The organism is Hydrogenophaga sp. (assembly GCF_030158645.1).
Lineage (GTDB): Bacteria > Pseudomonadota > Gammaproteobacteria > Burkholderiales > Burkholderiaceae_C > Hydrogenophaga.
This window is the reverse complement of record NZ_JAOASO010000041.1, coordinates 47,963-67,783: the sequence shown is the minus strand read 5'-3', so window position 1 is coordinate 67,783 and position 19,821 is coordinate 47,963. Positions and strand designations below refer to the sequence as shown.

At 65.5% G+C, this 19,821-nt stretch carries 21 protein-coding genes; 13 read left to right on the top strand and 8 right to left on the bottom strand.

Translation table 11 applies throughout. The features are described from left to right. On the top strand, positions 1 to 449 hold a 449-nt coding region (locus Q1W68_RS04660), incomplete at its 5' end, for a CoA transferase (protein WP_300715709.1). A gap of 3 nt (positions 450 to 452) precedes the next feature. Here the strand turns inward: Q1W68_RS04660 and Q1W68_RS04655 are convergent. Next, positions 453 to 1,049 carry a zeta toxin family protein gene (locus Q1W68_RS04655; RefSeq protein WP_300649967.1) on the bottom strand — a complete coding sequence of 199 codons (597 nt, stop codon included), beginning with the start codon at positions 1,047 to 1,049 and terminating at the stop codon, positions 453 to 455. After that, the gene (locus tag Q1W68_RS04650; protein WP_300649965.1) at positions 1,046 to 1,390 is read right to left on the bottom strand and encodes a hypothetical protein; all 345 of its coding nucleotides are present in this window, start codon (positions 1,388 to 1,390) and stop codon (positions 1,046 to 1,048) included. The genes Q1W68_RS04655 and Q1W68_RS04650 overlap by 4 nt, the downstream gene beginning before the upstream one ends. An 83-nt stretch (positions 1,391 to 1,473) precedes the next feature. On the opposite strand from Q1W68_RS04650, the gene Q1W68_RS04645 reads away from it, so the two are divergent. Further along, positions 1,474 to 2,154, top strand: coding sequence for a cold shock and DUF1294 domain-containing protein (locus tag Q1W68_RS04645; RefSeq protein ID WP_300649963.1), 681 nt, complete (start codon positions 1,474 to 1,476; stop codon positions 2,152 to 2,154). Between the two features lie 9 nt (positions 2,155 to 2,163). Here the strand turns inward: Q1W68_RS04645 and Q1W68_RS04640 are convergent, their stop codons facing one another. From Q1W68_RS04640 to Q1W68_RS04625, 4 genes are all read right to left on the bottom strand, one after another. Next, positions 2,164 to 4,500: a YgiQ family radical SAM protein gene (locus Q1W68_RS04640; protein ID WP_300715708.1), complete on the bottom strand. Its 2,337-nt coding sequence runs from the start codon at positions 4,498 to 4,500 to the stop codon at positions 2,164 to 2,166. A 66-nt stretch (positions 4,501 to 4,566) separates the two neighbouring features. Further along, on the bottom strand, positions 4,567 to 5,043 hold the full coding sequence (locus tag Q1W68_RS04635) for a MarR family winged helix-turn-helix transcriptional regulator (protein WP_300715707.1): 477 nt from the start codon (positions 5,041 to 5,043) through the stop codon (positions 4,567 to 4,569). After that, complete coding sequence (locus Q1W68_RS04630) at positions 5,033 to 5,230, bottom strand: hypothetical protein (RefSeq protein WP_300715704.1); 198 nt, start codon at positions 5,228 to 5,230, stop codon at positions 5,033 to 5,035. Before Q1W68_RS04630 ends, Q1W68_RS04635 begins: the two co-directional genes overlap by 11 nt. Beyond that, positions 5,227 to 6,789, bottom strand: coding sequence for an FAD-dependent monooxygenase (locus tag Q1W68_RS04625; RefSeq protein WP_300715702.1), 1,563 nt, complete (start codon positions 6,787 to 6,789; stop codon positions 5,227 to 5,229). The genes Q1W68_RS04630 and Q1W68_RS04625 overlap by 4 nt, the downstream gene beginning before the upstream one ends. Before the next feature lie 190 nt (positions 6,790 to 6,979). Between Q1W68_RS04625 and Q1W68_RS04620 the strand changes: the two genes are divergently transcribed. The 3 genes from Q1W68_RS04620 to Q1W68_RS04610 all read left to right on the top strand — a co-directional run bounded on the left by Q1W68_RS04620 (position 6,980) and on the right by Q1W68_RS04610 (position 8,865). After that, entirely contained in the window at positions 6,980 to 7,543 is a 564-nt protein-coding gene (locus tag Q1W68_RS04620; RefSeq protein ID WP_300659477.1) for a polymer-forming cytoskeletal protein, read from the top strand. Between the two features lie 161 nt (positions 7,544 to 7,704). Next, positions 7,705 to 8,328, top strand: coding sequence for an ATP-binding cassette domain-containing protein (locus Q1W68_RS04615; protein WP_300653223.1), 624 nt, complete (start codon positions 7,705 to 7,707; stop codon positions 8,326 to 8,328). A 135-nt stretch (positions 8,329 to 8,463) separates the two neighbouring features. Continuing rightward, entirely contained in the window at positions 8,464 to 8,865 is a 402-nt protein-coding gene (locus Q1W68_RS04610; protein ID WP_300715701.1) for a hypothetical protein, read from the top strand. Between the two features lie 30 nt (positions 8,866 to 8,895). Here the strand turns inward: Q1W68_RS04610 and Q1W68_RS04605 are convergent, their stop codons facing one another. Further along, positions 8,896 to 9,876, bottom strand: a complete 981-nt coding sequence (locus tag Q1W68_RS04605) for a LysR family transcriptional regulator (protein ID WP_300653217.1) — start codon at positions 9,874 to 9,876, stop codon at positions 8,896 to 8,898. 187 nt (positions 9,877 to 10,063) lie between these two features. Between Q1W68_RS04605 and Q1W68_RS04600 the strand changes: the two genes are divergently transcribed. Continuing rightward, complete coding sequence (locus Q1W68_RS04600; protein ID WP_300653215.1) at positions 10,064 to 11,071, top strand: catalase family peroxidase; 1,008 nt, start codon at positions 10,064 to 10,066, stop codon at positions 11,069 to 11,071. A gap of 24 nt (positions 11,072 to 11,095) precedes the next feature. Here Q1W68_RS04600 and Q1W68_RS04595 read toward each other — a convergent pair whose 3' ends face one another. After that, positions 11,096 to 12,250 carry an acyl-CoA dehydrogenase family protein gene (locus Q1W68_RS04595; RefSeq protein WP_300653213.1) on the bottom strand — a complete coding sequence of 385 codons (1,155 nt, stop codon included), beginning with the start codon at positions 12,248 to 12,250 and terminating at the stop codon, positions 11,096 to 11,098. Positions 12,251 to 12,359: 109 nt separating this feature from the next. On the opposite strand from Q1W68_RS04595, the gene Q1W68_RS04590 reads away from it, so the two are divergent. The 7 genes from Q1W68_RS04590 to Q1W68_RS04560 all read left to right on the top strand — a co-directional run bounded on the left by Q1W68_RS04590 (position 12,360) and on the right by Q1W68_RS04560 (position 19,806). Beyond that, positions 12,360 to 13,565 (top strand): acetyl-CoA C-acetyltransferase, encoded by a 1,206-nt coding sequence (locus tag Q1W68_RS04590; RefSeq protein ID WP_300715699.1) that lies wholly within the window; start codon positions 12,360 to 12,362, stop codon positions 13,563 to 13,565. 17 nt (positions 13,566 to 13,582) lie between these two features. Then, complete coding sequence (locus tag Q1W68_RS04585) at positions 13,583 to 15,739, top strand: 3-hydroxyacyl-CoA dehydrogenase NAD-binding domain-containing protein (RefSeq protein WP_300653207.1); 2,157 nt, start codon at positions 13,583 to 13,585, stop codon at positions 15,737 to 15,739. 4 nt (positions 15,740 to 15,743) lie between these two features. Then, entirely contained in the window at positions 15,744 to 16,487 is a 744-nt protein-coding gene (gene fabG / locus Q1W68_RS04580; protein WP_300653204.1) for a 3-oxoacyl-ACP reductase FabG, read from the top strand. 128 nt (positions 16,488 to 16,615) lie between these two features. Further along, the gene (locus Q1W68_RS04575) at positions 16,616 to 18,244 is read left to right on the top strand and encodes an ATP-binding protein (RefSeq protein ID WP_300653202.1); all 1,629 of its coding nucleotides are present in this window, start codon (positions 16,616 to 16,618) and stop codon (positions 18,242 to 18,244) included. A gap of 2 nt (positions 18,245 to 18,246) precedes the next feature. Continuing rightward, the gene (locus Q1W68_RS04570) at positions 18,247 to 18,633 is read left to right on the top strand and encodes a response regulator (protein ID WP_300653200.1); all 387 of its coding nucleotides are present in this window, start codon (positions 18,247 to 18,249) and stop codon (positions 18,631 to 18,633) included. Beyond that, positions 18,626 to 19,210, top strand: coding sequence for a chromate transporter (locus Q1W68_RS04565; RefSeq protein WP_300715697.1), 585 nt, complete (start codon positions 18,626 to 18,628; stop codon positions 19,208 to 19,210). Before Q1W68_RS04570 ends, Q1W68_RS04565 begins: the two co-directional genes overlap by 8 nt. 5 nt (positions 19,211 to 19,215) lie before the next feature. Beyond that, positions 19,216 to 19,806 carry a chromate transporter gene (locus Q1W68_RS04560; RefSeq protein WP_300715696.1) on the top strand — a complete coding sequence of 197 codons (591 nt, stop codon included), beginning with the start codon at positions 19,216 to 19,218 and terminating at the stop codon, positions 19,804 to 19,806. Positions 19,807 to 19,821: the final 15 nt, after the last annotated feature.

Sequence of the window (19,821 nt, the reverse complement as noted above, 5' to 3'; positions counted from 1 at the left end):
CCGGCCTGGTGCCCGGGCTCGATCTGCCCGCCACCCTGTTTGCCGACATGGGCGGCTCGCTCATGGCCAGCGAAGCCGCGCTCAAGGCTGTGATGGTGCAGCGGTCCACCGGCAAAGGTGTGTTTCAAGAGGTCGCCTTGTCGGACGCAGCCCACTGGCTCGCCCTGCCCCGCAGCTGGGGCCTCACACAACCCACCGGCGCGGTGGGCGGCGCCCACGCAGGCTACCGGGTGTACCCCTGCAAAGACGGCCGGGTGGCCGTGGCCGCGCTGGAACCGCATTTCGCCGCGGCCCTGTGCACCGCGGCCGGCCTGCCGGTGAGCGACATGCGCACGCTGTTCAAGCCCGAGACACACGCGGCCATCGCCGCGTTCCTCAAGGGCATGACGCGCCAACAGCTCGACCAGCTGTCGGTCGCGAAAGACATTCCGCTGCACACACTGGCCTGAGGCTCAGTCGGCCAGGACACCCGCGGCCCACGCGGGCAACTGGCCCGTCACCACGGGCGTCAAACCCCGCCGGCATCGGGCCACCAGCCGGGGCGGCTGGATGGCGGCGCCCGAGGTGTCGTACAGCAAGGCCAGATCGGCCAGGCGCACGGCGCCTTTGAGGTGTGCCAGGGTGCGCGGGTAGCGAGCGAGGATCCGGTCGGGTGGTACAGCGTGGCCGCCTTCGCGCACCCGCTGCGCCACCCGGCGCACCAGCTGCTGCGCATCGTCCACACACACCACGAGCAGCACGGTGCGAAACCCAGCCGCCTGCGCGTCGGCCAGGAGTTGCAGTTTCGAGGGGTGGGAGAACACGGTCTCGCTGACGAACGAGCGACCGGCGCCCAGCAACGTCGCCCGGCGCTGGTCTGCCCACCGCCGCGCCTGCTCGGAACGCGCCGTCGGTTCAGCCACCTGCGACAGGTGCGCTGCCTCGAACAGGTCGGCATTCACAAATTCAAGTTCGGCGGGGATCAGCCCCTCGGCCACGGCGGCTCGGTACAGCGTGGACTTGCCAGCACCGTTGGGCCCAGCCAGCAGGTAGAAAACCGGGGGCGTCACGCAGCGCGGCGGGCGGCGGGGGCCTTGCTGCGGTTGTCCTGCACGGTCTGGCGCACCGCCTGGGCCAGGCGGCCGCTGGATTCGGCGGCCAGGAAACGCGCCTCGATCGCATCCAGCGGATCGGCCGGCACCGCGTGCCGCGCGGCGGCGTCGTAGCGGGCAATGGCCTCGCGCGCCTCTTGCACCGTGAGGCCGGTCTCTTCGGCGATGCGCCCGAGTGTGGCCCAGTACTCGATTTGGCCGGCGATGGAGCGGCGCTGTGGCTGTGCCGCCTCACGAGCCTGCTGAACCAGCCCGGCGGGCAATTTGACAGAGGAAAATGCAGAACCGGCGGTGGACATGAAAAATCTCCTGTTTGGCGCATTTTGCGCCAATCGGGCGACGCCGGCAAGCTCCGCCCTCCTTCGACACTTCACTCAACATCATGCGAAAACAGGGAACCGTGGTGCGCTGGGACCCAGCCAAGGCGTTCGGCTTCATCCGCAGCGAGCAGACCGCTGCGGACATCTTTTTCCACATGAAGGACTTCAGCGGGCACCAGCCGCCCAGCGAGGGTCTGCCGGTGACCTTCCAGGAAATCCACGTCGGCGGCAAGGGCCCGCGCGCGTTGTCGGTGGAGCCGCAGCGCAACGAGGTGAAGGCGCCCTTCGAGACTCCGAAGGCAGAACGGCCCCCGGAAGCCGAACTGCTGCCCCGAAGGAGGCCTGCCCAGCGCTCCCCTCTGCCGCGAGAAAAGCGTCGCGAACAAATCCCGATGTGGACCGGCCTCGGGCTGATCGCCTTCTGGCTGCTGTTGTGGCTGGTGGGCATCGGCCTGGGCCGCTTTCCGTGGGTGATCCTCACCGCGGTGGTGCTGATCAACCTGGGCACGTTCTACATGTACTGGCGCGACAAGGACGCCGCCATCAACGAAACCCAGCGCACGCCAGAAGACCAGCTGCACGCATTGGCGCTCGCGGGTGGTTGGCCGGGGGCCTGGTTCGCACAGCAGATCCTGCGTCACAAGACGAGCAAGCAGCCCTTTCGCCTGTACTACTGGGTGACGGTTGGGATCAACACCACCGCGTTGCTGGGTTGGATCGCCTGGCCAGCCTTCGCGGGCTGAGACTTGCGGTCAGCGCGGCTTGCGCTTGCCTGCACCCACCGGCGAACCCGGGCGCCCCGCACCGGTCACCCGTGGCGGCAAGCCGGTGTGCTGCGTGAGCAGGCGGCCGGCTGCGGGTTGCGCCGTTTTGCCCACCGGCGTGCTGTTCTTGCGGCGCGCGCTTTGGTAGCTGCCATCCGTCATGGGCTGGAAGGTGGGGATCAGGTGGTGCTTGCCGTTGCCGATCAGATCGGCGCGGCCCATGGTCTTGAGCGCCTCGCGCAGCAGCGGCCAGTTGTTCGGGTCGTGGTAGCGCAGAAACGCCTTGTGCAGGCGGCGGCGCTTGTCACCGCGCACGATGTCCACCCGCTCGGCGCGCTGCGCATCGCGGCTGATGCCCTTGAGCGGATTCAGGTTGGTGTGGTACATCGCCGTGGCCGTGGCCATGGGGCTGGGGTAGAAGGTCTGCACCTGGTCGGCGCGGAAGCCGTTCTTCTTCAGCCACACCGCGAGGTTCATCATGTCTTCGTCGCTGGTGCCCGGGTGGGCCGCGATGAAATACGGAATCAGGTACTGCTTCTTGCCCGCTTCTTCGCTGAACTTCTCGAACAGCTGCTTGAACTTGTCGTAGCTGCCGATGCCGGGCTTCATCATCTTCGACAGCGGTCCGCCCTCGGTGTGCTCGGGCGCGATCTTCAAATACCCGCCCACGTGGTGCTGCACCAGCTCCTTCACGTACTCCGGGCTCTTCATGGCCAGGTCGTAGCGCAGGCCTGAGCCGATCAGGATCTTCTTGATGCCACGCAGTTCGCGCGCCCGCTTGTAGATCTTGATGAGCGGACCGTGGTCGGTGGTGAGGTTCGAACAGATGCCGGGATACACGCAGCTGGGCTTGCGGCAGGCGGCTTCGATCTCGGGCGTCTTGCAGCCCAGGCGGTACATGTTGGCCGTGGGGCCGCCAAGGTCGGACACCACGCCGGTGAAGCCTTCCACCTTGTCGCGGATGTCTTCGACTTCCTTGATGATCGATTCTTCGGACCGGCTCTGGATGATGCGGCCCTCGTGCTCGGTGATCGAGCAGAAGGTGCAGCCGCCAAAGCAGCCGCGCATGATGTTCACGCTGAAGCGGATCATTTCCCAAGCCGGGATCTTGGTCGCGCCGTCGTGCTTGCCGTGTTCGTCGGCGTAGGCTGGGTGCGGGCTGCGGGCGTACGGCAAGTCGAACACGAAGTCCATCTCGGCCGTGGTCAGCGGGATCGGCGGGGGGTTGATCCACACGTCGCGCGCGGTCGCGCCCTCGCCATGCGCCTGCACCAGCGCGCGGGCGTTGCCGGGGTTGGTTTCCAGGTGCAGCACGCGGTTGGCGTGGGCATACAGCACGGCATCGCTCTTCACCTGCTCGTAGCTGGGCAGGCGGATCACGCTGCGGTCGCGCGCCGGTGGCTTGCGTTTGCTTTGAAAGGCGGGGTTGGGCACGAACTTCAGCGGCTGGATGGCGGGGTTGACCGCCGCAGGCTCGGCATTGCCATCGTCCTTCGAACACGTTTCCCCTTGCGCCTGCGCTTGCTCGCTGGTGGTGAGGTACGGGTTGATGTGGTCTTCCACCCGGCCCGGCATGTCGACGTCGGTGGAATCGATCTCGATCCAGCCTTCGGCCGTGGGATCGCCGGGGCGGCGCACGAAGGCGGTGCCGCGCACGTCGGTGATGCGCTCGATCGGCTCACGCGCGGCGATGCGGTGCGCCACCTCGACCAGCGCCCGCTCGGCGTTGCCGTAGAGCAGCAGGTCGCACTTGCTGTCCACCACGATGCTGCGGCGAACCTTGTCGCTCCAGTAGTCGTAGTGGGCGATGCGGCGCAGGCTGCCTTCGATGCCGCCGAGCACGATGGGCACGTCCTTGAAAGCCTCGCGGCAGCGCTGGCTGTAGACGATGGCCGCGCGGTCGGGCCGTTTGCCGCCCACGTCGCCCGGAGTGTAGGCGTCGTCGCTGCGGATCTTGCGGTCCGCCGTGTAGCGGTTGATCATGGAATCCATGTTCCCGGCGGTCACGCCCCAGAACAGGTTGGGCTTGCCCAGCGCCTTGAAGGCCTCGGCGCTGGTCCAGTCGGGCTGGGCAATGATGCCCACGCGAAAGCCCTGCGCCTCCAGCACGCGCCCCACCACCGCCATGCCGAAGCTGGGGTGGTCCACGTAGGCATCGCCTGTGACCAGAATGATGTCGCAGCTGTCCCAGCCGAGCTTCTCCATCTCGGCGCGGCTCATGGGCAACAGGGGCGCCACGCCGAACCGCTTGGCCCAATACGGGCGGTAGCTGGTGATCGGCTTGGCAGCGCGAGCGAAAAAGGAGACGTCGACGGGAGCGTTCATGGGGCTGGCACAGACCCGGAGCGCGGGTGGGTGGAAAACCCGCAATTTTACGGGCTGCCCCCGATTTCAGGGGCTTGCAGGGCCACTGTCCCCCTGGCGGGTGTCGGCATGGGCAATGAGGCGGTCAAACAGGGTTTCGAGCTGGCGCCTCTCGGCCTTGGAAAGGCAGCCAAAAATGTCCGCATTGCGCTGCTCGATCAACCGCATCACCCGCCGCCACAGGGGCCGACCGGTGCGCGTGAGCGTGAGTACCACGCCACGTGCATCCGTTTCGCTGGCCGACTTCTGCACCAGATCGCGCTCCACCAGCATCTGAGCGGCGCGGCTGGCCTGGGCCTTGTCGAGGTTGGCCTGCGCCGCGAGGTCTTTCACCGAGAGCGGCGCGAACTGCCCGATGGCGGCCAGGCAGCGCGCTTCGCCCACGCCCAGTCCGAAGACACTGGCGTAGGCGTCGGTGCTCTGGCGATCGGTGAGTTTGGCCAGGCGGTGCAGACGCCAGGTGAGAAAGTCCTGAAGGGCTGGCGGGGTGGTGTCAGCGGCCATCGCCCGCTCCGTCCGCGCATTGGCGCTCGGCATGTGCAAACAGCGGCAGCACCTCGTGGGCAGCCTGTTGGCGGCTGATGAGCAAAAGGCACAACATGGACAGAAACAGCGGCGCCTTGTCCTCTCCCACCCGGGCAAGGGCTTCGCACAGGGCGCTGTAACTGCGGTCGAGATCGGCGTCGGTCATGCGAACACTCCGGTGGTTTGCAGGGCTTGGAGCACAGGCGCCGGGTCGTGTCCGTGCCAGCGGCCCATCACGTAGCCGTCGGGCCGCACGAGCACCAGGGCCTGGTCGGTCGCGGTTTGCAGTCCGTAGCGCTGCCAAGCCTGCCCATGCACGTCCATGCCGGGGCCGATGGCCAGCGCCTGCAGGCCAGGCAAGTCGAGCGCCCGCTGATCGCCCGGGCCGAACACCAGCACCAGGAAATCGCGCCCGAAACAGCTGCTCAGGTGAAAGGCGCCCTGCCCGCCCTGGAGCAAGGCCTCCGGCGCGGGCGCACCAGGCGCGGCCATGTCGTTGCTCCAGCCGGTGGTGGCGGTTGCGTTCAAGGGCGAGTCCACATAGGTGATGGGCGTGGACTGGCGCGGGTTGATGAGCGAGCGCACCAGCGCATCGGCCTCGGCCAGGCGCAGCGTGGCTTCGCGCATCAGCCGGTAGGCAAAGTTGGGCGGGGCCATGAATTCGGTGCTTTTGGCGCCATAGGCGATGTTCTCGCGCGTGGCGTGCACACGCTCGGTGGAGTACGAATCGAGCAGCGCGTGCGGCGACTGGCCGCGCACCACCCGCGCGAGTTTCCAGGCCAGGTTGCCGGCGTCGTCCAGCCCGGAGTTGAGCCCACGCACACCGAAGATGGGCACCAGGTGCGCCGCATCGCCCGCGAACATCACCCGCCCGTATCGATAGCTTGGCAAGGTGAAGCACTTGGCGTTGTAGATCGATATCCACAGTGGCTCCCAGGGCTCGGTTTCGCCGATCATGGCCAGGTGGCTCTGCACGCGCGGCAACACGTTCTCGGGTTTCACCGCCTCCAGCGGGTCTTCGTCGTCGCGGATCTGGTAGTCGATGCGCCACACGTCGTCGGGCTGGCGGTGCATGAGGATGGTGGAGCCGGGGTTGGACGGCGGGTCGAACCAGGCCAGGCGCTCCACCGCCCGCCGGGTTTGCTGCACCACGTCCACGATGACGTATTTGCCGTCGTACTGCGTGCCTTCGAGATGCAGGCCGAGCTGTTCGCGCACGGTGCTGCGTCCACCGTCGCAGGCCACCAGCCAGTCGGTGCGCACGGTCTGCGGACCTTGGGGCGTGATCACCTCGACATCAACGCCGGTCTCATGGGGTGTCACGGCGCTCACGCGGCTGCTCCATTGCACCCGAGACAACCCTGCCGTCTGCGCTGCCCGGTGCGCAAACTCCTCCACGTAAAACTGCTGGATGTTGACCATGGGCGCAAAGCGCTGCGTGGGCTCGCTCGGCATCTGGAAATGCAACACCTCGGTGTGGCGCCAATGGCTGCGCCCGCCCACCCAGCTCAGGCCTTTGGTCACCAACGCCTGATCGGCCCCCACCCAGCCCAGGATCTCCTGCGAGCGGCGCGACATGCAGATGGCGCGGCTGCCGGTGCAGTAACTGTCGTCGGCCTCGATCACGAGGTTGTGGATGCCGTGAGCAGACAACAAGGCCGAGAGCGTGAGGCCGACGGGGCCGCCGCCAGCGATCAACACGGGAACATGGGCAGACAGAGGCATGAGTTTCTTTTTCAATTTGGTTGCGTGCGCAACTATATGCCATGTGTTCGAACACGGGAAGCCGGCTGGTCAGCAAGACGAAGAATGAAACGACCTGTACGGTTCATCTCGTTACCCCTCTTACGGAACCCGCCCGAATGTAAGCACCGCCGCACTTAGCATGAGCGCTTCACTTTTTGAAGGAGCTGGCATGGCACTGCACTTTGGCAAACGCGACATCGATCAACCCAAAACCCTGAACCAGGGCATGGCCACACCTCGCTACGGGCAGAGCACCGGCGGTGTGACGACGCCATCCCAGCCGTCCGCAGCGGTCCCGGCCACGCCCGACGTGGAGCTGCCTTCCAGCCTGGCCACGAGCCCGTCGACTTCTTCCAGCGCGCCTGAAGGCGGCAGCAAACTGACCGTGGGGCCGAACATCAAGCTCAAGGGCGTGGAGATCACCGATTGCGACACGCTGGTGGTCGAAGGCATGGTCGAAGCCACGATGGACTCGCGCGTGATCCAGATCGCCCAGCAGGGTGAGTTCAAGGGCTCGGCAGAGATCGACATCGCCGAGATCCACGGTGTGTTCGACGGCAACCTCACCGTGCGCAACAAGCTGGTGATCTATTCCACCGGCAAGGTGACCGGCCGCATCCGCTACGGCAAGGTGGTCATCGAAGAAGGCGGTCAGCTGTCGGGCGACATCGAGTGCTCGGTGAACGCAGGCAACAAGATCGCCAACAAACACGCCATGGCGCTCGCGGCCTGATCCGTTTCGCGGCACGGCGGTGGGAGGGGCGTCTCACTGCAACGGGTTGACCCAGGCAGCGGCGGTATGCTCGAGCGCGTGCGCACCGCTTTCGCGGGCTCCAGTGGGGCCCGCTTGCCCTTGCGCTCGACCCCGATCACCCCACATCGCCCCCCACCACCGTGCCCGTTCTGAACGTCTGCGACCTGAGTTTCGGCTGGCCGGACATCCCTCTCTTCAGCCACCTCGACCTGCAACTGCTCCCGGGCGTCTCGGTGGTTCACGGCGACGAAAGCTGTGGAAAAACGACGCTGTTGCGCCTGCTGGCCGGAGAGCTGCCGCCAGCTCAAGGCTCCCTGGTGTTGCGTGGCATCTCTCTCGCAACGCAACCCGAGGTCTACCGAGCCTTGGTCTTCCGCACAGAACCCCGCAGCGATGCGCTCGATGCCAGCACGGCCCGGACGTGGTTCGCGACGCTGGCAGCGCGCCATCCCAGCTTCGACACCGGCACCGCGCTGCGGCTCGCCGGCGGTTTCGCACTCGACCCTCACATCGACAAGCCGATGTACATGCTTTCGGCCGGCAGCCGACGCAAAGTCTGGCTGAGCGCCGCCTTCGCAGCGGGCGCCACGCTCACGTTGATCGACGAGCCGTTTGCGGCGCTGGACATGAGCTCCATCCGTTTCCTTCGCTCGCTGCTGGAAGAGGCCTCGCAACACACCGACCGGGCGTGGCTGCTGGCCGATCATGTGCCGCCCGAAGGCTTGGAGCTGAAGACCCGTTTGAGGCTCGGTGCAGACCTTTAAACCGGGTGCGGCACCTCCGGTGATTGATTTTTTCTATTCATTTTCACGAAAGTGATATCGCCATCTTCGACATGGACGCGCCGCTTGCAGGCCCCTAAATTCCTCCCATCGACAACACATTCGATGGAGGAAACGATGAGCCACAACGACCAACCGAGCGGCACGCATCCGCTGGCGAAACCCACCTTCTCCCGTTTCGACCAAGCGCCCAGCCCCACAAGAACCAGCCCACAAGTCCCCAACACCGGCTTTCGGGAATGGCTTCGGAAAATCACCTACGGTGAGCCGAGTTCGGCACAACTGGCGTGCGAGCAGGTCCGCCTGGAGCAGATCAGGCGTCTGGTGCAGTCCATGTTGAGCGCCCACCTTGTGGGCATGTCGAGCCGGGACCTGCGGGTTTATCTGCGGTTCATTTCGGCATCGCGACTCGCCGTCATCCGGGAGATGCGGTTTGAATGCTTCGATCTGATGTGCCGCAAGATCAGCGAGCCAGTGGCCGTGCGCAAACTGCTTGAAATGGATGCCCTGCTGGGCTGATCAGGCCGGCGTGCCGGCGCACCTCGCCAGTCAGAGGGCGCGGGACAGAACGGCTGGAGCCGGTGTCTCGGCACCCTCCTCGTGCACCGCTGACAGGAACTCACGCAGTTGCAAACGCAGCCACCGGTGTGGTTTGCTGTTGTGGGTCCGCTGGTGCCAGATCATGTTGACCGGCATGGTGGGCCAGTCAAAGTCGGGGGGCAATGGAATGCTCCGGACCCGCGGATTGCTGCGCACCAATTGCCGGGCCTGCTGCATGCTGGTGGTCACCAACCGGTCGGTCCGACCCAGCAGTTCCGAACACAAGTGCCACGAATTCACGATGGTCGTCCTGCGCGGAGGGAAACCGCGCGATTCGAGCTCCAGGTCGATCGGGCTGCGCCGTCCGCCGTGGCGCTTGAGGAACGTGATCAACAGGTGCTCTTCCGACTGGTATTGCTCCAGCGTGAGCGCATCGCCAACGCGGGGATGCTCCACATTCAAGCAGCAATGCGTGATCTGAAAGTACTTGACGGTTTCCACGTACAGGTCGCGCGCATCGGCGGGTGGTTCGTAGTGGCTGCACACCACGTCAACGAGGCCGTCGCGCAAAGCATCCACATCTTGCGGTCCGTTGGCCGGGGCATGGATGTCCAGGCTCAGGCTGGGCGCCTTTCGCAGAATGCTGCGGTACAGCTCGGCCAGCTCGGTTTCGCCGAACGCGTCGTAGCACGACATGATGATGTGCGAATCGCATTGCAGGGGGTCGAAGGCCCAGGCACTGTTGCTCACGTCTTTCCACAGGCCGACCATTTGCTGGAAAACGGCGTACGCCCCGTCGGCGTAGGGTGTGAGCTGGTACCGATTTTTCTCGCGCACGCAGAGGTCGTCGTTGAGCACGTTGCGCAATCGGGTGAGCGCCTGACTGGCGGCCGAGGGCGTGATGTTCATTCGCGCTGCCGCTTCGGTCAGGCTCTGACTCTCGATGAGTTCGCAAAACAGCGCCAGTTGTTTGATGTCGACGTTTTTCATCTTTCCGTTTGCCGCGGCCAAAAGTCGTTGAATCATACTTTTTAACTACAAATAGTCGAAGGCCGGATACCGATCGTTCTCAAAATATTTCAGTGCCCGATGTAAGGACGGCCAACCGGTGCCGACTACCGCCCAGGTGGTCGCAAAGTGCGCCACCGCTGTCACCCCCAACCTAAGGCACTCCACGATGAAACCTCTGCTTCTTGCCGCCGCCGCCTCCGCTGCCCTGGGCAGCTCCTTTCTGGCTCCCGCCGCGCATGCCCAGGCATCCCTGGCGGAATCTCAAGTCAATGCGCTCGAAGGTCTGGCCGGACCACAACCCGGTTCGCGGCGTTCGGGCGCCAAAGGCGTTTGCGCCAGCGGCCACTTCATCGGCAGCGCCGCTGGCCGCGAACTCTCGCGCGCCTCGGTGTTCAAGGGCGACAAGATCCCCGTGGTGGCGCGCTTCTCGGTCGGGGGAGGCAGCCCCAAAGCGAGTGACAAGGGCAAGACGGTGCGTGGGCTGGCGCTGGCGTTCCAGTTGCCCGGAGGCGAGCAGTGGCAGATGGCCAACATCTCGGCGCCGGTGTTCTTCGTGAGCAAGCCCGAGCAGTTCGCCCCCTTCGTGCAGGCCCGCACCGCCGACCCGGCCACCGGCAAGGCCGACCCGGAAAAGATCAAGGCTTTCAGCGGCGCCAACCCCGACACTACGCGCCAGGGCGCCTACCTGGCTGGCGCGCCGGTGCCGGCCAGTTACGGCACGGTCAACTACTGGGGCGTGAACGCATTTGAATTCGAGGCCGCACCCGGCAAGAGCCGCTTCGCACGCTGGCAGTTCATGCCCGAGGCGGGCGTGCTCGGTCTCACCGAAGACCAGCTCAAATCCATGGGCGACGAGTTCCTGGCGGGTGAGTTGCGCGAACGCGTGGGCAAGGCGCCCGTGTCGTTCGACTTCCGTTTGCAACTGGCCGAGGCCGGCGACAACCTGACCGACCCCACACTGACCTGGCCCGAAGGCCGCACCGTGGTCTCAGCCGGCAAACTGGTGATCGACAAGGTGAGCGATGGCATGGGCGGCGCCTGCGACGCCGTGACCTTCAACCCGCTGGTGCTGCCCGCAGGCATCAAGCCGTCGGCCGACCCGGTGCTCAATGCACGGGCTGCACCGTACGCGATTTCGCTCGGCCGCCGCCTGGGCGAAGCCGCAAAAAAGTAAACCCTCAGGACGACGGGCGGGTGCTCAGCGCCCGCCCAGCCCCATGGCCCGCGAGATCACCTCTTTCATGATCTCGTTGGTGCCGCCGTAGATGCGCTGCACCCTGGCATCGGCGTAGGCCCTGGTGATGGGGTATTCCCACATGTAGCCGTAGCCACCAAAGAGCTGCACGCATTCGTCCATCACCTTGCACTGCAGGTCGGAGCACCAGTACTTGGCCATGCTGGCGGTGGCCGTGTCGAGCTGGTCCACGTTGACCAGCTCGCAGCACTTGTCCACAAACACGCGCGCCACCTGCACCTCGGTCTGCAGTTCGGCGAGCTTGTAGCGCGTGTTCTGGAACGCGGCCACGGGCTGCCCGAACACCTTGCGGTCCTTGGTGTAGTCCACCGTCCAGTCGATCGCGGCTTGCGCTGCGGCCACGGCGCCAATCGCAATCTGCAGGCGCTCCCAGGGCAGTTGCTCCATCAGGCAGATGAAACCCTTGCCCTCGCCGCCCAACAGGTTCTCAGCCGGCACTTTCACGTTGTCGAAGAAGAGTTCCGAAGTGTCCTGCGCCTTCATGCCCAGCTTCTTGAGGCGCTTGCCCTTCTCGAAGCCCGGCATGCCGCGCTCCACCAGCAACAAGCTGGTGCCTTTGGCGCCCGCACTCGGGTCGGTCTTGGCCACCACGATCACCAGGTCGGCGTGCCAGCCGTTGGTGATGAAGGTCTTGCTGCCATTGAGCAGGTAGCTGCCATCGGCCTGTTTGATCGCCGTGCTTTTCACGCCCTGCAGGTCGCTGCCAGCGGCCGGCTCGCTCATGGCGATGGCGCCCACCATCTCGCCACTGGCGAGCTTGGGCAGGTACTTCTGCTTCTGCGCCTCGGTTCCGTAGTGGAGGATGTAGGGCGCCACGATCTCGCTGTGCAAGCCGAACCCGATGCCGGTGAAACCGGTGCGCGCGATCTCTTCCATCTGCACCACCGAATACAGTTTGTCGGCTGCCGAGCCACCAAAGGCCTCGGGCAGCGTCATGCACAAAAAGCCGTTCTCGCCGGCCTTGCTCCACACCGCGCGATCGACAAAGCCCTGCTCCTCCCAGGCCTCGTGGTGCGGTGCGATTTCTTTCTCCACGAACTTGCGGAAGCTGTCGCGGAAGGCTTCGTGGTCGGCGTTGAACAGGGTGCGTTCGATCATGGTGTCACCTATCAGACTGAGAAAGATCGGAGAGAAGGAATTTAACAAAGCAAATGCTTGGCAAAAGTCTATACTGATTCGCGGCATCCGCCTTCCCCCAGGAGACACCATGAGCGAAGCATTCCTTTTTGATGCCGTGCGCACGCCGCGCGGCAAGGGCAAGAAAGACGGCAGCCTGCACGAGGTCAAGCCGATCGACCTGCTGGCCGGCGTGTTGACCCACCTGCAGCAGCGCAACGGCTTCGACACCGCGGCGGTGGACGACGTGGTCATGGGCGTGGTCTCGCCCATCGGCGAGCAAGGCTCGGTGATCGCCAAGGTGGCCGCGCTCAAGGCCGGCTGGGACTGGCGCTGCTCCGGCGTTCAGATCAACCGCTTTTGTGCTTCGGGTCTGGAGGCGGTGAACATGGCCGCCATGAAGGTGAAGAGCGGCTGGGAAGACCTGGTCGTGGCCGGCGGCGTGGAGAGCATGAGCCGCGTGCCCATCGGCGCGGACGGCGGCGCCTGGGCGCAGGACCCGGCGACCAACAGCGACACGCTGTTCGTGCCGCAGGGCATCGGTGCCGACCTGATCGCCACGCTCGAAGGCTTCACCCGCGAAGACGTGGATGCCTTCGCCCTCGAATCGCAGAAACGTGCGGCGGCTGCGCGCGCCGCAGGCCACTTCAAAGGCTCGGTCGTTCCGGTCACCGACTTCCTCGGCCAGACCATCCTGGATGAGGACGAGTTCATCAAGCCGCACACCACCCTGGACGGTCTGGCTGCGCTCAAGCCCGCGTTCGAGCAGCTCGGGGGCATGGGGTTTGATGCCGTGGCGCTGCAGCGCTACCCGCAGGTCGAGCGCATCCACCACGTGCACCACGCGGGCAATTCGTCCGGCATCGTCGACGGCGCCACCGCCGTGCTGATCGGCAGTGAGGCCGCGGGCAAGACACACGGACTCACCCCCCGTGCGCGCATCGTGTCGGTGGCGCTCTCGGGCGCCGACCCGACCATCATGCTCACCGGCCCCATGCCGGCGGCGCGCAAGGCGCTGGCCAAGGCGGGCCTGACCATCGACCAGATCGACCTGTTTGAAGTGAACGAAGCCTTTGCGGCCGTGCCCATGAAGTTCATGAAGGAACTCGGCGTGCCGCACGAAAAAGTCAACGTCAACGGCGGCGCCATCGCCATGGGTCACCCGCTGGGCGCCACGGGCGCCATGATCCTCGGCACGCTGGTGGACGAGTTGCACCGCCGCCAGCTTCGCTATGGCCTCGCGACCCTGTGTGTGGGCGGCGGCATGGGCATTGCAACGATCGTCGAGCGCATCTGAACAACAGCCGAACCCCCATGAAAACCATCCGCTACGAACTGCACGACGGCATCGCCACCCTCACCTTCGACGAGCCCGGCTCGCCGGTGAACACCATGTGCGCCGACTGGCAGCGCGACCTGAGCACCGCCACGGGCCTGGTGGTGCGCGACAAGGCCCTGATCCAGGGCATCGTGCTCGCCTCGGCCAAGAGCACCTTCTTCGCCGGCGCCGACCTCAAGAGCACCATGCGACTGACGCCGGCCGACGCACCGCGCGTCTTCGCCGAGATCGAACAGACCAAGAAGAACTTCCGCACGCTGGAGACACTGGGTGTGCCAGTGGTGAGCTGCATCAACGGCGCCGCACTGGGCGGTGGCTGGGAAGTCGCGCTGGTCGGCCACCATCGCGTGGTGGTGGACAACCCCAAGATCCAGCTCGGCCTGCCCGAGATCACGCTGGGCCTCATCCCCGGTGCCACCGGCATCACCAAGATGACGCGCCTGCTGGGCTTGATGGGCGCGCAGCCCTACATCCTGGAGAGCAAGCTGTTCAATCCCCGCGAAGCGCTGGAGCTCGGCCTCGTGCACGAGCTGGTGCCCGCCGGCAGCGCCGACGTGGCCGCCGCGCTGCGCGCCGCGGCCCTGGTCTGGATCGCGGCCAACCCGAAAGCTCAGCATCCCTGGGATGCCAAGGACTACAAGATCCCCGGCGGCACACCGGCCAACCCCAAGATCGCCGGCATGCTGACCGTGGCGCCGGCCATGCTCAAGCTGAAGACGCGCGGCCTGTACCCCGCACCCGAAGCCGCGCTGGCCGCCATGGCCGAAGGCACGATGGTCGACTACGACACCGCCACGCGCATTGAAAGCCGCTACCTCGCCAAGCTCATCGTGAGTCCGGTCGCGCGCAACATGATCAACACGTTCTTCTTCAACATGAACGCGATCAAGAGCGGGCAGTCGCGCCCGAAAGATGTGCCGCGCTACAAGCCACAGAGGGTCGGCATCCTCGGCGCCGGCATGATGGGTGCGGGCATCGCCTACACCCAGGCCAGCCGCGGCATCGACACCGTGCTGGAAGACGTGAGTCTGGAGAACGCGCAACGGGGCAAGCTCTACAGCGCCAGACTCACCCAGACGCGTGTGGACAAAGGCCGCATGAGCTTGCACGAACAGCAGGAACTGATGGAGCGCATCAAGCCCACCGCCCACCCCGCCGACCTGCAAGGCTGCGACCTGATCATCGAAGCCGTGTTCGAGAACCGCGAACTCAAGGCAACCGTCACGCGCGAAGCCGAACCCATGCTGGCCGAGGGTGGGTTCTTTGCGAGCAACACGTCCACCCTGCCCATCTCCAGCCTGGCCCACGCCAGCACCCACCCGGCCCGGTTTGTCGGCATCCATTTCTTCAGCCCGGTGGACAAGATGAAGCTGGTGGAGATCATTCGCGGCAAGCAGACCAGCGACGAGACCGTGGCACGCGCCTACGACTACGTGCAGGCGCTGGGCAAACTGCCCATCGTGGTGAACGACTCGCGCGGCTTCTACACCAGCCGCACGTTCGGCACCTTCGTGATGGAAGGTGCGGCCATGCTGGGCGAAGGCATTCCTGCGCCGGTCATTGAGAACGCGGCCCTGCAGGCCGGCATGCCCGTGGGTCCGCTGGCGGTGCTGGACGAGACGGCGCTGTCGCTTTCGGTCCACGTGCTGGACCAGACCCGCGCCGATTTCCAGGCCGAAGGCAAGACCTTCGAGGCCACACCGGGTGAGCTGCTGGTGGAGCGCATGGTGAAGGAGTTCCACCGCGCCGGACGCGCCGCAGGCGCTGGTTTTTACGACTACCCGGCGGGGCAAAAGAAGACGCTGTGGCCCGAGCTCAAACCCCTGTTTGAACAACCCGGCCAAGCCTGGGACCTGCAGGATGTGAAAGACCGCCTGCTGTACCGCCAGGCGGTGGAAACCGCACGCTGCCTGGCCGAGGGCGTGCTCACCACGGTGCACGACGGCAACGTCGGCTCCATCTTCGGGATCGGCTTCCCGGCCTGGACCGGGGGGGCGTTGCAATTCATTTACGGCATGGGGATTGACGCGTTCGAGGCGCGCTGCGCCCAGCTGGCCCAGCAATTCGGCCCCGGCTTTGCGCTCAGCGAAACCGTGAAAGACGCCATTCGCCAACACCAACCCACGTACTGAGCCCATGCAAAGACTCTCGGGAAAAATCAGCCTCATCACCGGCGCTGCGCAAGGCATTGGCCTGGCCACTGCCCTCAAGTTCGCCCAGGAGGGTGCGGTCGTCATCGTTTGCGACGTGAAGCAGGCCGCCGTGGACACCGCGGTGCAGCAGTGCGCAGCGCTGGGCGCCCAGGCCGTGGGCTTTGTGATGGACGTCACACAGCGCGACATGGTCGACGCCGTGGTGGCGCAGGTGGTGGAACGCTTCGGCCGCATCGATGTGCTGGTGAACAACGCCGGCATCACGCAGGACGCGCGCCTGCAGAAAATGACGCTCGAGCAGTTCGACCGCGTGATCGACGTCAACTTGCGCGGCGTCTTTCACTGCGCCCAGGCCGTCGCCGACCACATGAGCGCGCAAGGCAACGGCGTGATCCTGAACGCCTCGTCGGTGGTCGGTATCTACGGCAACTTCGGCCAGACCAACTACGCGGCCAGCAAGTTCGGCGTGATCGGCTTCACCAAGACCTGGAGCCGCGAACTGGGGCCGAAAGGCATTCGCGTGAACGCCGTGGCGCCGGGTTTCATCGCCACGCCCATCCTCTCCACGATCCCGGAGAAAGTCATCGCGGAAATGGAACACCGCGTGCCCTTGCGCCGCCTGGGCCAGCCCGAGGAGATCGCCAACGTCTACGCCTTTCTGGCGAGTGACGAAGCGAGCTACATCAACGGTGCGGTGATCGAGGTCTCGGGCGGCATGTCGGTGTAGCCCTCGACGATCACAGGGGTGGGGCACGCGGGTGTGCCGAAGTCGACGCGGCCGCGTATATCGCTCGACAACGTGTATGCAAAACGGGGGGCTGTGTTACAACTCGACGTTCTTCTGCACGCTCAGCCATGGTCACCTCTCCGATCCCTGTCAACGAACCCCAAAGGCTGGCCCGACTGCGCGGCCTGGGAGTCCTCGACACCCTTCCGGAAAAGGCCTTTGACGACATTTCCGCGCTGGCGCAGATGATCTGTGGAACGCCTGTGGCGCTCATCAGTCTGGTCGATCAGGACCGGCAGTGGTTCAAGTCGCGTATCGGCATCGTCGAGCATGAAACCCCGCGGGAAGTGGCCTTCTGCTCGCACGCCATCCTCGAGCAAGACCAGGTCATGGTGGTTGAAGATCTGCGGCAGGACCCGCGTTTCAGCGACAACCCATTGGTGACGGGTGCCCCGGACGCCCGGTTCTATGCGGGCGCACCCATCGTCACCCATGACGGTCTCGCGCTGGGCACCGTGTGCGTGCTCGACACCAAGGCCCGCAAGCTCGACCCCGGGCAAATCGACGCCTTGCAACGGCTCGCCGGTCTGGTCATCAACCTGCTGGAACACGAGTCGGTTCGCATCGAAGAAGCCACGCGCAAACAGGAAGCCTGGCGCCTGCAGCACGAAGAACTCACGGCCATGGCCATTGCGGGCCTGGACCTGCAGGTCTACATCGACCCCAACTACCTCATCCAGCACGTCAACGACACCTACCTCGCCTACTGGGGCGGCACACGGGAAGACATCATCGGGCGCCACATCGCCGAACGTGTGGGCGAGGATGCGTTCCGAAGCATCATCCAACCCCAGCTGGATCGCGCACTGGCGGGTGAGGCGGTGTCCTACACGCGCAAGACGGACTTTCCTGCGCGTGGCGCACGCCATGTGGAGGTGGCCTTGCTGCCGGTTCGCAACACCCGGGGCGAGATCGCCGGGGCCGTGATGCGGGCGCAGGATGTGCATGAAACGCGGGCCCGAGAAGCCCAGTTGCAGCGGACCGTGGCGCTGCTCGAGCAGCGCACCATGGAGCAGGAACGCTTCATCCACATCATCTCGCACGACTTGCGCGAGCCGATCAACACCGTCAACAACTTCACCTCCCTGCTGGTGAGCGACCACAAGGAAGAGCTGCCGCCCGCTGCGCAGCGCTACCTCTCGTTCGTGCAGTCCGGCGGCCAACGCATGAGCTTCCTGCTCGACGACCTGCTGCACTTCGTGCGCCTGGACAGCCGAGTCGTGCAACTGCGCCCGGTGGAGATCAGCCGTTTGATGCAGCAGATCGAGGTGGATCTCGCCCCCACCCTGGCCCGCATGGACGGTCGTCTCGAACACCGCCCCCAGCCCCAGGTGATGGCCGATGAAGCGCTGTTGCGCATCGTGCTGAAGAACCTGGCCGCCAACGGCCTGAAGTTCGCGCGACGCGGCGTGCCGCCCGTGGTTCACATCGGCGTCGAAGCGGTTGAAGGCGGCCACCTCATCCACGTGAGCGACAACGGCATCGGCATCGCCGAAGACCACCAGCGCGACATTTTCGACATGTTCAAACGCCTGCACAACCGCAAGCACTACGAAGGTTCGGGCCTGGGCCTGTCGATCTGCCGCCGCATAGCGCAGCTGCACGGCGGTGACATGAGCGTGCAGTCGGTGCCCGGCGAGGGCAGCCGCTTCACCCTGCACCTGCCTGCGGCCCCCGCAGCACCCCACCTGGAATGACCATGACCGCACCCGAGCGATTCATCCTGATCGACGACAACGAGGCCGACAACGTCTACCACGAGATCATGATCCGGCGCGCCGGCTTCACCGGCGACATCCTGGTGTTTGAAAGCGGCATCGAAGCGCTGGCCTTCCTCAAGACCGATCCGCTGAGCATCCCCACCTGCATCTATCTCGACATCAACATGCCGCTGATGGACGGCTTCGAGTTCGCACTTGAAGCCACGCCACTCCTGACCGGCAAACCCACGGTGGTGCTGGTGATGCTCACCTCATCGGGGTCGCCCAAAGACCGCGACCGGGTGGGAGAAATTCCCGTCATCCAGGGCTTCGTCACCAAACCCTTGCTGGCAGACGCCGTTCGGGACATGCTGCAGCGTGGCTGAAGACGCCCCCGCCCAACCCCAATCCAAAACAGACCTTTTCCTCGCCTTCACCTGGCTGGCCCTGCAAGGTTTTGGCGGCGTGCTGGCGGTCGTCCAGCGCGAGCTGGTGGAGAAAAAGCGCTGGATGACGCGCGAGCAGTTCGTTGAAGACTGGGCCGTGGCCCAGATCATGCCGGGCCCCAACGTCGTCAACCTGTCCATGATGATCGGCGGGCGTTACTTCGGTCTGCCGGGCGCACTCGCGGCCCTGGCCGGCATGCTGGCCGCCCCGCTGGTGGTCGTGTTGCTGCTGGCCGTGGCGTATGGCAGCGTGGCCGACAACCCGATGGCACAAAACGCCCTGCGCGGCATGGGCGCCGTGGCCGCCGGTCTGATCACCGCCACCGGCATCAAGCTCATCGCCGCGCTCGACAAGAACGCCATGGGCATGCCGGTGTGCATCGGCCTGGCCGTGCTCACCTTCATCGCCATCGGCCTGCTGCGCTGGCCCCTGCTCTGGGTGCTGCTGGGCATTGGCGGCTTGGCCTGTGTGTGGGCCTACCGTGTGCTCAAGCGCAAGGAAGAGGCCGGCCCATGACCAGCATGACACCCGATTGGGCAAACTGGCTCAACCTGTTCACCCACTTTGCGTCCCTCTCCCTGCTGGGCGTGGGCGGCGCCATCACCACCGCGCCCGACATGCACCGCTATCTGGTCTACCAGAACGGCTGGCTCAGCGATGCGCAGTTCACCTCGTCGATCGCACTGTCACAAGCCGCGCCGGGCCCCAACGTGCTGTTCGTCGCCCTGCTCGGCTGGAACGTGGGCCTGAACGCCGGTGGCGGCCCCGGCGCCGGCTGGACCGCTTGGGCACTCGCGCTGCTGGGCGTGGTGGTGACCATGGTGGCCATCATGCTGCCCTCGTCCGTGCTCACCTACACCGCCACCCGCTGGGCCCACAAGAACCGCGAACTGCGCGCCGTGCGCGCCTTCAAGACCGGTATGGCCCCCATCGTGATCGCCCTGCTGATCGCCACCGGCTGGCTGCTCACCGGCTCCCACGACCACCCCGAGCGCGACTGGCCGCTCTGGCTGCTCACGGCGGTGGCCACCCTGCTGGTGTGGCGCACGAAGATCCACCTGCTGTGGATGATCGGGGCGGGGGCGGTGTTGGGAGCGTTCGGAGTGGTTTGAGATCGCGCGTCGACC